Below are 12,967 nucleotides of genomic sequence, written 5' to 3' on the forward strand. Positions count from 1 at the left end.
TTAGCCATAATATTATTATGGTAACTTTTTCTTCTGTTAATTATTCATTCATATTATATTTTACTAGAATATCTATTTAAATCAAATCTAAGAGAAATTTACTTCTTTAACGACTATTTATATAAAAACAATATTCCAACACCTTTAAAACTTAATTAAAATCGTTAGATTTTCCGATCACTTAAAAATTATTTTTGCATCTATAAACTAACCCATTTTTCTATCTCCATTGAATAAAGTATTAGAAATCTTTTCTGAAGCTTCTTGATCCATTTCCTTAAGTGCATGAGAATAAATATTAAGAGTTGTATTTACACTTGAATGTCCAACCCTTTCAGAAATAACTTTTATAGGAACTTTAGCCTCTATCAACATAGTAACATGGGAGTGACGTAAATCATGAAATCTTATATGTTTTAAATTATTAACTTCTAAGAAGTATTTGAACTTCTTGCTTATTACATCTGGAGCTATGGGCTCTAGGTTTTTGTCATAAAAGATAAGCTCTCTATGTGATTTTTCTCCTCTTAATTTGTCTGATAATCTATCTTTTTTAAGTTGTTTCAACATGGATATTATCTCTTTTGGGGCTGTAATAGTTCTGACAGATGATTCTGTTTTAGGGTCTTTTAATATAACTTTGCCGCCATCTCGAACAGTTATTTTATCTACTGTAATAGTATAATCATTGAAATCTATGTTGTTCCAAGTAAGACCTAAGATTTCTGATATTCTCAGCCCTAAACCACTAGCTATAACTATAGGTAATTCTAGAGAAGTACCTTTGCTTTTTTCTAATAAAAGTCTCATATCTTCTGAATTATAAATCTCATTTTTAAACTTTTTGCTCTTTGGAACTTCTATGTATTGAACAACATTTTCTTTAATCAACTTTAATCTGTAAGCTCTTTTGAATGCTAAATTAAGAATGTTTAAATGTATTTTTATAGTCTTTGGTGATAATAAACCTACTAAATCATCCACGTAATTTTGTATATGTATAGGTCTAATATCAGATAATTTTATATCTCCAAGAAGAGGGATTATATATTTTTTACAAGTCCTCATGTAAACATTGTAAGTAGTGATTGATAAATTTGTCTTATATTTTTCTAGAAAATCTATGATGAAATCTTCCATAATCATCTCGTTAGGAAGTAATAATTCTTCCTTATAAATCTCTTCTTTTATTTCATTTAATCTTCTAGTTGCATCTCTTTTTAATGGATAAGAACCCATATTTTTTTGTTTCTTTTTATTTGTTTCTTTATCTAAATACTCTAAATAAACTATGTAATTTTTGCTTCTTTTTCTTAAAAAAACTATGCTCATTTTATAACGCTCCTCATATATTGCCTTAAATATTTATAAATATATTTTACCACAAAACTTAGAAAAAAAGTAAAAAAAATACTGACTTACTACTGACATATAGTTATAATCCATATTTATAATTGTTGAAATTTCAATCTTTTTAATATTTTCGTATAAAACTACTTATTTTATGTCTTTATAATTGAGATACACCTAGCATATTATTAAAATTCACAAAATACACAGCTAGAAACCTGTATAACTACATATATTTTTCAAAGATATTTAAGCATACAAATTAGTATTATAACACTCTTATTAAGCATATTATAAACTCACAATTTATAAATTTCATAACATTTATATAATCATAATGAGTTATATAAATACAAATTTTTGTTAAAAATATAAATTAAATCTCGTATACAATTTAATAAACATCATATAGAAAATTAAATATTTAATAGCTTCTTATTTAAATAGTTTGGATTTTATTGTATACTTATATAAGGTAATTAAACTACAAATAGAAAGGTGGAATAAATATGAAAGTATTTGCACCAGAATCAGCAATAAACGCTTTAAAAGAAATAATATCAGATAACCAAGATAAACCACATAACGTAAGAGTTTACTTTGCAGGTTTCGCTTGTTCAGGACCAAACTTCGCTTTAGCTCTTGATAACGAGATAGAAGGCGAAGATGTATCTTACGACTTAGAGGGAATACACTTTATAATGAACCAAGATGAATTCTTAACATACGGTAATGTAATCATTCAAGAAATGCCAAACAGAGGATTTGTTGTTATGGTTGAAAATATGCCTTCTAACGGTGGCGGAGGTTGCTCTGGTTGTTCAGGCGGTTGCGACTGTTAATTATTTATATAGAGTACTAGTAGAATATTCTAGTACTCTATTATTTTGTACCAAAGGAGTAGAGATTAGTGAGAAGAAGAAAGAAAAAAGGTTCTGACTTAAAACTATTAAGTTATGAAAATTATGTAAAGAGAGAAGATATAGAAAGTCTAAAAGGTCATTGGAATGAAGTATTCAAAAATGACAATGAAATCCATGCTGAATTCGGAACTGGTAGAGGTAAATTTATCACTACTTTAGCAAAATTAAATCCAAATATAAACTATATTGCTATGGAGATAAAAGAAGAGGTCTTATTAAAAGCTGTAGAGAAAGCTGCTAACGACAATTTAACAAATATAACTTTCATCTGGGGTGATGTTAATAAAATAGAAGATTACTTTGATAAGAAAGAACTATCAAGAGTATATATAAATTTCTGCGATCCATGGCCTAAGAAAAGATGGTCAAAGAGAAGATTAACACATACAAACTTTTTACAAAAATATTTCAATATATTAAAGGATGATGGAGAAGTACATTTTAAATCTGATAACGAGAAATTATTTGAATTTACGCTAAATGAATTTTGTAACAATCCTTGGAAATTAAAAAATATTTCATTAGACTTAGCAAATAATGAAGATATAGAAAATATAACAACAGAATATGAAGATAAGTTTACATCTCAAGGCCTTAAAATATATAGATGTGAAGCACAAAAAGTAATAAATACATTAAAATAATGTAAAAACATAAAATCAAGTAGAAATATACATTAATATATTGTACGAAAGTAGACACAAGGTACAAGGGAATAAAAACCTTCCATAGAAATTTAGTAATATACTATTTTTATGGGAGGTTTTTTATTAAATGAAAATTTTAAAATTATGTTCATTATTTATATTATTAACACTATCAATGGGTTTGGTTCCACTAAAAAACGAAAATATCCCTCTTACTAAACAAGAGTTAACAGATATATTCCCTGATAGTAACTTTAGAGATGTAATATATGCTTATTTCCCTAACGAAGATATAACTTTATCTAAGTTAAAATCTTTAGATGGAGAGTTTTATGCAAGCAAAGAAAATATAGAAGATTTAACTGGCATATCAACATTAGAAAGTATAGATTCTTTTATATTTTGGAACAATAACATAAAAACATTACCAAAAGAAATTTTAAATCTAAATAGCATCAAATACATAAACATAGAAAATAATTATCTAACAGAAAGTAATGTGGTTGAATCATTAGAAAAGAAAAGTGTAGAAGTAGATCACGATTTGAATTTTATTCCATCAGAGAAGTCACAATATGAATTATGCAGTAATAAAACAAATATATCTTTATCTAAAAACGAAAAAATAAATATAAGAAGCTTATTATATAAGTCAATAGATAACTACGCTAATTATTGGGAGCCTTCAAAGGAGCTATCTAAAAATTGTAAACTATATATACAAACAAATAATCCAGCTCTAACAACAATATCTAAAGATGGTTATATCTCATTTACCAAAGAGGGTACTTATTATATAATTGCAAGCCTAAGCGAGAATAAATATACATCATCAACCGTTATAATCAAAACTGTTGTAAAATAAAAAGGCTATATGCCTTTTTATTTTAGAATAAATCAGTTTTCCTTCTAGTTATTATCAGCCCCCATACAACTACCACATAATAAATTATATACAGGGTTGATTTAGCTTCTTCAACATCAATACTAAAAATTTCTTTAGTATCAGGTAAAACCACTAGAATTGCTGCAATAATAATTAACAATGGATTAATTATTATCTGCCTTTCAGATCTAAATAATAATATATTCCCTGCCCACATTATAGAAAACGCAAGAAATAAAACTTTATAAATAAATTCCATATTGTTCATTTCACTTATCTCCCCTCTACTTAGCAGCATAAAATATTAGCCAAGTGAGTATTTACTTTTATTTATAAATCGCAATAAGATTATATAACTTTTTATAATAAATTTAAAGATATTTTTTATTTTTGTTTCATATACTTTTATAGTTAAGATATAGAAATACATTTATATACATATTAATATTTTTTAAAAAGGGGATAGTTAGATGAAATTTTATCAATGGTATTCTCAAGCCTGCGGAGGTATTCTAGGAATAGTCTCCTGTATCTATTGTTATCTAAAAGGTGATTTACTAATCTACTCCAATTTAGACGGCAATTTCGATATAATCAGTTTTAATGGCATATTGGCCAGTTACATATTATATCCACTATGTTTTTTAACATTTATAATGGCTATACTTTTAGCAATACCAAATATGGGTCAGAAAAAAATAATAAATATTGAATTAACAAAAATTAATTCTGTTTTACTTTACTTAACTATATTAGTAGGTATTTTAGGGTGCAGTATTTATTTTATTATACCAGCTTTATTATTGCTACTTAAAGACTTATCATATGCATTTAAACACTTCAGATTCAAGCTTAATAGTAAATATGTAGCAAACACTGATATAGATCAAGATAATACAGAATCAAAACATGCTAGCGAGCAACTTTTATCTACAAAAACAGAAATGGCAATCAACCTATTAAATAAAAATGCAAATATTAATTTTATTACAGAAGTAACAGGCTTATCTCAAGATTATGTTTCTAAATTAAAAAGAGAAGACACAATCGAAAAATAGTATAAAAATTATGAAGCATAATTTTTATACTATTTATAATAATGGTTTATGTAATATATTTAAAGAGCATTATAGTTAACCTTGTCACCTGAAGAAATAAAATTAATGATATCCTCATATATAGGTTTATCAAGTCCCATTATTTTAATAGGATCTCCGTTATATTTCATATACAAATATATATCATCGCCGTTTTCTTTTATACAACAAGACGATATATACTTATATTCATATGACTGTAGCAAATGAGGATGATCTCCAATCAATTTACAAAAGATTAACCTTCTATCAGAAGCTAACAATAAGCCTTCTGTATCTAGTATATCAAAAGCAGTAATACTTTTTAATTTACACTCAGTAAAAAAAGTTATTTTTTCATTTTCTTTTAGAAAATAGTTAAAATGACAAAGTTTCATTTAGTTCCTCCTCAAATATCAAATATATATTTTTATAACCCCTTTATAATATATTATATTTGATATAGCTACATTGCATCAATAAATAACTACATAATCGGCAAAAACTATTTCATTATAAAAAAAGGTATTTATATATTATGTATAGAAATAAATACTAAGTTAGATTTATTAGTACTTTAAATTATTATTTTTATCATAATATTCATGTAAAAAAAATTGAAATTAAAAATTGTTTTAAAACAAATCAAGGAGGATATTGAAATGGAAGTATTAAAAGTTTCATCAAAGTCTAATCCTAATTCTGTAGCTGGAGCTCTAGCAGGGGTACTAAGGGAAAAGGGAAGTGCAGAAATACAAGCAATTGGTGCAGGAGCATTAAATCAAGCAATAAAATCTATCGCTATAGCAAGAGGTTTTGTTGCTCCAAGCGGGCTTGATTTAATCTGTGTACCTGCATTTACTGATATAGAAATCGATGGCGAACAAAAAACTGCTATAAAGTTAATTATAGAGCCTAGATAGTATGGAATTGTTTTAGATATAATCATGTGGGAGATCTACATGATTATATTTTTTTGAAATAAATAAAAATGACTAAAATATGCATTAGTAAAGAATTCGAAGATTATTTATTTTATAAATATAACCTTAATCAAATAACCATATTTGTTAAAAGTTCATTATATATAGATATCTAGAAGTGCCAGTGCCTAAGTTTAAATAATAAATATAGTCAAAATAAAATAATAAGCATAATTCTGATTAAAGTCATTATTATTATAAAAAGAGTGGTATATTATACTAGTTTCTAAATGTATATTTAGGGAATAGTTAGCCATTACTATTAATAAAAGTACTCTTTTTTGTCATTTTTATTATAATCCATATTCTTGCTATTTTTATAATCATTTAATTATTTTTTTATTGTAACTCTCACATTTTTATGGTATTTTCATTTAAGATAATTGTTTTTAAGGTGGTATTTTATATGAGTAAAAAAACATTAAAAATTAATAATAAATCAGACAAACCAAATAACATAGTTTTAAAGGAACATGAACTTATAGAAAAATGTATCTCTTTCGAAAATAAGCTTCCTCCTTTTATGAAGGACTACTTCATATATCTAAAAGGTTCTGTAGCCGTTTCTACAAGATCTGCTTACTTAGAAGATATATGTTTTTTCTGTGATTATATAGTTAATGAAACTGAATTATCAAATGCTAAATCAACTGAAGAAATCACACTTGAAGAATTTAATAATATTAAAGCTAGAGATGTTAACTTATTTTTAGGAGATTATTGCCCTAGATATTATAGAGAAAGAAATAGTACTACGTTAATCTACGAAAATAATAACCGAGCTTTAGCTAGAAAAAAATCATCCATCTCTACTCTATTTAAATTTTTATATAGAAATGAGCAACTTGATAATAACATTACAGATGGTTTTAACCCTATAAAGCTTCCTAAGCCTCAGCCAGATGCCATAAAGAGACTTGACATAGATGAGGTTGCTAAAATGTTAGACGCCGTAGAAAGCGGCCAAGGATTAACAGATAAGGAATTAATCTATTGGGAGAAAACTAAACTAAGGGACAAGGCTATTTTAGCTTTATTTGTTACATATGGTCTTAGATTAAATGAACTTCGAGAATTAAATATTTCTTCTTTTAATTTTTCTAGAGGCGAATTTAAGATTTATAGAAAACGAGGCAAAGAAGTCTTGATGCCAATTAATAAAACTTGTGAGTATGTGGTAAAGGACTATATATACCACGAAAGACCAAATAGTGAGTTATTAAATGAGGAAGTTAAAGATGCTCTCTTTTTATCCTTACAAAAAAAACGTCTTACTCCAAAATCAATTAGACAATTAGTAAAGAAATATACTTCCATCTGTATGAACACAACTAGGGATAATGGCTATAGTCCACATAAGTTAAGAGCAACTGCTGCCACTTCTCTTATACAATCTGGATTTTCTATTTATGATGTAAAAACATTATTAGATCATGACAATGTAACTACTACACAACTATATGCTGCACATAAAAAGAATATAAAAAGAGATATTGTCAATAATTTTGAATGGATAGATGAAAACAATAAAGATTTATTAGATGAAGATAAAGAAATAAATATAATTAACGATAAAAATAACGATTAATTATATAATATATAGAATCAAGAACAAATGTTTGTGTCATTAGCTTCTATGTGATACAATATATATATATGATAGTTATTATAGATAACTATTAACATACTAAATAGGAAATGAGTGATTTTATGTATTTAGATTTAACAAATAAACAGGCAATGATATTTGAATTTATAAAAGAACAACAATTAGCTAAAGGTTATCCACCTTCAGTAAGAGAAATTTGTTCTGCAGTTGGATTAAAATCTACATCAACTGTTCATTCACACCTAAATAAACTAGAAAAATTAGGTTATATAAGACGAGATCCTACAAAGCCAAGAGCAATTGAAATATTAAACACTAACTCTACGGATGATGTTACAGGTATGAACCAAGAGATAATTCAGATTCCTGTTGTAGGTCAAATTACAGCTGGCGAACCAATACTTGCTGAGCAAAACATCGAAGAGTACATTCCATTACCTTCTATTTTAGTACAAGGTAGAGATAACTTTATACTAAAAGTTAAAGGTGAAAGTATGATAGGAGCTGGAATACTAGACAAAGACTATGTGATTGTCGATAAAAATAATCATGCTTCTAACTCTCAGATAGTTGTAGCTTTAATAAATGGTGAATATGCCACTGTTAAAAGATTCTTTAAAGAAGATAGATTAGTTAGGCTTCAACCAGAAAATGAATTTATGGATTCTATCATCTTAGATGAGCGAAATATTGAAATTGTTGGTATCGTAAAAGGTGTTTTTAGGACATTATAAAAAGTCTTCTACTAAAAGTAGAAGACTTTTTGTTTTATAATAATTATTTATTATTATGCTAAATTTAAAGCTATTTCCATCATCTTAGTAAATGCTACTTGTCTTTCATGAGAAGATGTAGCCTTACCTTCAAGAGGACAGTCTGATATAGTAAGTATAGCAAGTGCATTAACTCCTGCTCTAGCAGCATTCATATAAAGTCCTGCAGCTTCCATTTCCACACACATAACGCCCATTTTCTTCCAAGATTTTAAATCTTCAAATCCTTGGTCACTGTAGAACACATCACTTGATAATATGTTTCCTACATGAACATCTGTACCTTGTTCTTTTGCAACTTCTACAGCTTTTGAAACTAAATCATAGCTAGCTATAGGTGCATATGTACCTGGTAAGTTATATTGAGAAGCAAAGTTTGAATCTGTACAAGCTCCCATTCCTATAACTATATCATAAAGGTCTAATTTGTCGCTTAATGCTCCAGCAGAACCTATTCTTATAAGATTTTTAACTCCATAGAAATGAATTAATTCAAATGAATATATTCCTATAGATGGTATTCCCATTCCTGAACCTTGAACTGATATTCTTTTACCTTTATAGTATCCTGTATAGCCGTACATTCCTCTTACAGTATTGTACTCTGTTACATCTTCTAAGAAATTTTCTGCTATAAATTTAGCTCTTAGTGGATCTCCTGGTAATAATACTGTTTCAGCTATATCTCCAACTTGTGCCCCTATATGAGGTGTTGGAACTGGTGATTTGCTCATAGTGTTTCCTCCTATTTTGTTACATACTTTTTATATGTATCTGTTATTCTACTCTATTATATTATACACACAATTTAATGTAAACATATAAATTTATTTTAATTGCTATATCAATATTGTAATTTTTTATATAAGAAACATAAGTTCATTTATGTAAATTAAGTAATGTAAATTAAGTAATATAGTTTAAACATTACCATTTAGCATTAAGTTTTCAATCATACTTGATAGCTCCTCATCAGAATACGTATTAAATGATTTATTATAAAAGTCTTTGAAATATGAGTTTCTAGCAAATATCAAGAAGGATGATTTCTTTAAATACCTATTAACTAGTCTGGCATCATCAATCATTAAATTATCTAGTTCATCTTTATCGCCGTACTTTTTTATACCTTCTAAAATATCTATATATTCTCCATCATCTAAACATATTAGTGCCTCTTTATGTAGTTTATTTTTAATATTACATATTTGTTTTAAATTGTCTGTTTCCAATCTAAAATAACTCCATTCAAAAGCTTCATCATAATAGTGGAAAGAAAGCTTCTGAGGTCTTACTATATCAATAGTATTATCTGTAATAAGTTCTATACATTTATCCTCGCTAGAAAAGTCAACTCCATATAATCCTAGCTTTTTACCTTCTGGATAAAATATATTTGCTACCTTATCGCTACATAATGTGAATAATACATTCAAAATATCTATCTCATCAAACCATGCACATTCATTGGGAATAGCAACAGGAAAAATTTTTATGATCTTCTCTTCCCAATCTTGAATATTCTTATAAGTTCTATCCTCTTCTTTTGACATTAATAAACCTCCCTGTGAATAAAATAATTTTCATTAAACTATTATAATTATTATGAAGATATATATATTTTTATACATTTTTATTAATTATTCTTCCATATTATATGATATACTTCTAAGAGATAGTTCTTATGAAAGGTGGACTTAATTATGTTCAAACAAACTAAACCAATTATTAGTATTATACTACCTGTACATAATACAAGCCCTTATTTAGAAGAATGTTTGAACTCCATACATAATCAAAGTTTTAAAAACTATGAACTTATTTGTATAGATGATGGCTCTTCAGATAATTCCTATGAAATATTAAAAAAATATGAAGATATAATCACAAATTGTAAGGTGATTTATCAATGCAATCAAGGGGTTGCCAGTGCTCGTAATACGGGATTAAAAAATGTGTCAGGTGATTATATTGTATTTATTGATAGTGATGATTATATAGAATACAATTACTTAGAAAGACTTTATAACGAAAGTTGTAATACAGATGCCGATATAGTTATTTGTAATTTTTATAGATATTATGATAATGCAAATTTAAAATTACCAGTAATATATAAAAAAAGCTCTGGACTATACTCTAGCCATGATATATTGAAATCTCTAATACCAGATAACCTTATACATTCTTATTTATGGAATAAATTATGGAAAAAAGATTTATTTGATAATTTAGAATTTCCAGATATAAAATACGAAGATATTTCTGTCATGTGTGATTTGTTTTATAAAGCAAAAAAAATATCTATTATTAGTGATACTCTATACTACTATAGAATACGAAAAACAAGCATTGTAAGAAATTACTCAATTAGCACACAAAATGATTATGTTAAGGCATATGGTATTATAAGATTGTTTTTAAACTATAAAAGTATATATAGTAATTATTATTATTAATATATTTTTAATAAGTGAATATAAAAGCTTAAAAATAATTTTTGAAAACTTTGCATCATGTCATAAATTTATTTCTTCGGCTAATTCATCAAATTATAACTATACTTTTGATCAATTAATGAATTTAGAAGTGCTACAATCTTCACTTAAAAATAATGCATATAAAAAAGGCACAGAATAGTTCTCTATCCTGTGCTTTTTGCTAATTCATATATTCACTTATAAAAGCAATTACTTTCTCCCAATACAAATCACTATTTACTTTCTCACACTTTGCATGACCTGCATTATTAATTATTAGTTTATCCTTAGGTGCACTACAAGCATCATATAGCTCATCTAACATATAAAATGGTACAAACTTATCTTTGTCACCATGAATAAACAATATCGGTGTTTTTGTTTTTTTTATTTGATTAATAGCTGAAGCTTCTGTTATAAAATATTTCGATTTTATTTTAGTTATTATATTACATATATTCAGTAACGGAAATGCTGGCATTTTAAACATATCTTTTAACTTATAAGAAAGCTGCTCTTTGGCACATGTGTAACCGCAGTCTTCAACAATAACCTTTACATTTTTAGGTAACTCTTCTCCACTAACCATCATAACAGTTGCAGCACCCATGGAAATTCCATGTAGCAAAATTTGTGCACTATCATCTTGTTTTAAGATATAATCTATCCATTTTATGATATCTAACCTATCATGCCAACCCATACCTATGTAATTACCTTCACTTTGCCCATGACCTCTTAAATCAGGTATTATGACGTTATATCCTAATGTATGATATCTATAAGCTATACTACTCATATACTCTGCATTTGTAGTATAACCATGAACTGTTATAGCCCATTTATTACTTTTATTTTCTTTTATTTCATATGCATGTAATCTTAAATTATCAAATGAATTAATATATACGCTATTTTTTTCATTATACTCATTAATCCAAAAATCTTCTTTTCTTGGTTTATTTTTATTCTTACTATTAAAGATACCTTTTTTAGAGCTATTAGGATTTAATGCATAATTATATAATTTATAAGATACACAAATAAGTATTACTACAATTATAATTAAAATGACTAATATAAACATAACTATATGCAAATTCCTTTCTTTTTCAAATATAATAGCATTATAGCATATTGAAATCAGAATATAAACGAATAGAATATTATTATATTCGTTTATATTCTTTTTTATATTATTCTTTATTACAATCTTCTTTTTTAATCAAATTCTTAAAAGTTTGATGCAATCCTGTACTTGTCAAACCACTAAACATACCCGCAAGTGCAATATTAGCATCTATCCCTTTATTAATCAATATATTTACTACAAGTCCCAATACCATCATTATTAAAGGTATATATTTATTTGGTATAAAATCTAAACTAGATTTTATCACATATCCAACACAAAGACATATGCCAATTATAACTGGCTGTGCATAATTCAACAAAAATTCTAAATCCATCATCTTCCCTCCTTGCATAAAGGTAGACATATTAAAAATATATCTTTTATGTAAAATATTCTAGAATAGCACAAAAAGTGCAGAAATATTAAATATATCTAGTATTAAAAATATATCTTTTATGTAAAATATTCTAGAATAGCACAAAAAGTGCAGAAATATTAAATATATCTAGTTTAAATTAATATTAGATGTTTTATTATACAAAATATCTAATATTTTACATAAAAAGAATGAAACTCAAATTCTTGCAAATAATAATAAAAAAATAAGTGGAGGTACATATAATGACATTAAATTGTTCAGCTGACAATTGCATTTATAATAATTCAGGAATATGCTATGCAGGAAATATTCAAATACAAGGTGATACTGCTTCAACTACAACTGGAACAACATGCGCTACTTTTAACTCAAACAAAAATGATTTGATGAACTGCACAAGTAATTCATTCACTACATCTACAGATATAGACTGTATGGCTAAGAAATGTAAATATAATAGTGCAGGAACTTGTACAGCTTCTAGCGTTCAAATTAACTATAGTAATGCAAATTGTGATACATTCATATCTTATTAATACTTACAATATTAATAAGCAAAAAACATCAGGTAGATTATTTTGAAGTGAACCCTTTACACAGGAATAAATAAAACAACCTCTTTTGAAACATACTATATGTATGATTTTAAAGGAGGTTATTTTATTATGAGTACAAGAGTACACTACTCACCAGAAATAAAATGGAAAGCTATAGATATGAAATTAA

At 26.4% G+C, this 12,967-nt stretch carries 16 protein-coding genes; 9 read left to right on the forward strand and 7 right to left on the reverse strand.

Going from position 1 to position 12,967, the window contains the following annotated elements; translation table 11 throughout:
* Positions 1-207: 207 nt before the first annotated feature.
* Positions 208-1,332 carry a tyrosine-type recombinase/integrase gene (locus tag QX51_RS00005; protein WP_039677843.1) on the reverse strand — a complete coding sequence of 375 codons (1,125 nt, stop codon included), beginning with the start codon at positions 1,330-1,332 and terminating at the stop codon, positions 208-210.
* 527 nt (positions 1,333-1,859) lie between these two features.
* On the opposite strand from QX51_RS00005, the gene QX51_RS00010 reads away from it, so the two are divergent.
* The 3 genes from QX51_RS00010 (at position 1,860) to QX51_RS00020 (ending at position 3,785) form a co-directional block, all read left to right on the forward strand.
* Complete coding sequence (locus QX51_RS00010) at positions 1,860-2,192, forward strand: Fe-S cluster assembly protein HesB (protein WP_039677844.1); 333 nt, start codon at positions 1,860-1,862, stop codon at positions 2,190-2,192.
* Between the two features lie 68 nt (positions 2,193-2,260).
* The gene (gene trmB, locus QX51_RS00015; RefSeq protein ID WP_039677845.1) at positions 2,261-2,917 is read left to right on the forward strand and encodes a tRNA (guanosine(46)-N7)-methyltransferase TrmB; all 657 of its coding nucleotides are present in this window, start codon (positions 2,261-2,263) and stop codon (positions 2,915-2,917) included.
* Between the two features lie 130 nt (positions 2,918-3,047).
* Positions 3,048-3,785, forward strand: coding sequence for a hypothetical protein (locus QX51_RS00020; protein WP_052232774.1), 738 nt, complete (start codon positions 3,048-3,050; stop codon positions 3,783-3,785).
* 22 nt (positions 3,786-3,807) lie between these two features.
* On the opposite strand, the gene QX51_RS00025 is transcribed toward QX51_RS00020, so the two are convergent.
* Positions 3,808-4,074, reverse strand: coding sequence for a hypothetical protein (locus tag QX51_RS00025; RefSeq protein ID WP_039677846.1), 267 nt, complete (start codon positions 4,072-4,074; stop codon positions 3,808-3,810).
* Positions 4,075-4,276: 202 nt separating this feature from the next.
* On the opposite strand from QX51_RS00025, the gene QX51_RS19190 reads away from it, so the two are divergent.
* Positions 4,277-4,864 (forward strand): hypothetical protein, encoded by a 588-nt coding sequence (locus tag QX51_RS19190; protein WP_052232775.1) that lies wholly within the window; start codon positions 4,277-4,279, stop codon positions 4,862-4,864.
* Between the two features lie 59 nt (positions 4,865-4,923).
* Here the strand turns inward: QX51_RS19190 and QX51_RS00035 are convergent, their stop codons facing one another.
* Positions 4,924-5,280 (reverse strand): PH domain-containing protein, encoded by a 357-nt coding sequence (locus QX51_RS00035; RefSeq protein WP_039677847.1) that lies wholly within the window; start codon positions 5,278-5,280, stop codon positions 4,924-4,926.
* A gap of 264 nt (positions 5,281-5,544) precedes the next feature.
* Between QX51_RS00035 and QX51_RS00040 the strand changes: the two genes are divergently transcribed.
* The 3 genes from QX51_RS00040 (at position 5,545) to lexA (ending at position 8,208) form a co-directional block, all read left to right on the forward strand.
* Positions 5,545-5,805 carry a stage V sporulation protein S gene (locus tag QX51_RS00040; protein ID WP_039677848.1) on the forward strand — a complete coding sequence of 87 codons (261 nt, stop codon included), beginning with the start codon at positions 5,545-5,547 and terminating at the stop codon, positions 5,803-5,805.
* A 466-nt stretch (positions 5,806-6,271) separates the two neighbouring features.
* The gene (locus QX51_RS00045) at positions 6,272-7,453 is read left to right on the forward strand and encodes a tyrosine-type recombinase/integrase (protein ID WP_039677849.1); all 1,182 of its coding nucleotides are present in this window, start codon (positions 6,272-6,274) and stop codon (positions 7,451-7,453) included.
* Between the two features lie 122 nt (positions 7,454-7,575).
* A complete protein-coding gene (gene lexA, locus QX51_RS00050; RefSeq protein WP_039677850.1) occupies positions 7,576-8,208 on the forward strand; it encodes a transcriptional repressor LexA in 633 nt (210 codons plus the stop codon).
* Positions 8,209-8,261: 53 nt separating this feature from the next.
* Here the strand turns inward: lexA and deoD are convergent, their stop codons facing one another.
* Positions 8,262-8,981 carry a purine-nucleoside phosphorylase gene (gene deoD / locus QX51_RS00055; RefSeq protein WP_039677851.1) on the reverse strand — a complete coding sequence of 240 codons (720 nt, stop codon included), beginning with the start codon at positions 8,979-8,981 and terminating at the stop codon, positions 8,262-8,264.
* 186 nt (positions 8,982-9,167) lie between these two features.
* Positions 9,168-9,800: a hypothetical protein gene (locus tag QX51_RS00060; RefSeq protein WP_039677852.1), complete on the reverse strand. Its 633-nt coding sequence runs from the start codon at positions 9,798-9,800 to the stop codon at positions 9,168-9,170.
* 150 nt (positions 9,801-9,950) lie between these two features.
* On the opposite strand from QX51_RS00060, the gene QX51_RS00065 reads away from it, so the two are divergent.
* A complete protein-coding gene (locus tag QX51_RS00065) occupies positions 9,951-10,706 on the forward strand; it encodes a glycosyltransferase family 2 protein (RefSeq protein WP_052232776.1) in 756 nt (251 codons plus the stop codon).
* A 202-nt stretch (positions 10,707-10,908) separates the two neighbouring features.
* Here QX51_RS00065 and QX51_RS00070 read toward each other — a convergent pair whose 3' ends face one another.
* Complete coding sequence (locus QX51_RS00070) at positions 10,909-11,814, reverse strand: alpha/beta hydrolase (RefSeq protein ID WP_039677853.1); 906 nt, start codon at positions 11,812-11,814, stop codon at positions 10,909-10,911.
* A gap of 109 nt (positions 11,815-11,923) precedes the next feature.
* Positions 11,924-12,196 carry a phage holin family protein gene (locus tag QX51_RS00075; RefSeq protein ID WP_039677854.1) on the reverse strand — a complete coding sequence of 91 codons (273 nt, stop codon included), beginning with the start codon at positions 12,194-12,196 and terminating at the stop codon, positions 11,924-11,926.
* A 287-nt stretch (positions 12,197-12,483) separates the two neighbouring features.
* Between QX51_RS00075 and QX51_RS00080 the strand changes: the two genes are divergently transcribed.
* Positions 12,484-12,777 (forward strand): DUF1540 domain-containing protein, encoded by a 294-nt coding sequence (locus QX51_RS00080; protein ID WP_039677855.1) that lies wholly within the window; start codon positions 12,484-12,486, stop codon positions 12,775-12,777.
* Positions 12,778-12,967 lie beyond the last annotated feature (190 nt).

The organism is Terrisporobacter othiniensis (assembly GCF_000808015.1).
Lineage (GTDB): Bacteria > Bacillota > Clostridia > Peptostreptococcales > Peptostreptococcaceae > Terrisporobacter > Terrisporobacter muris.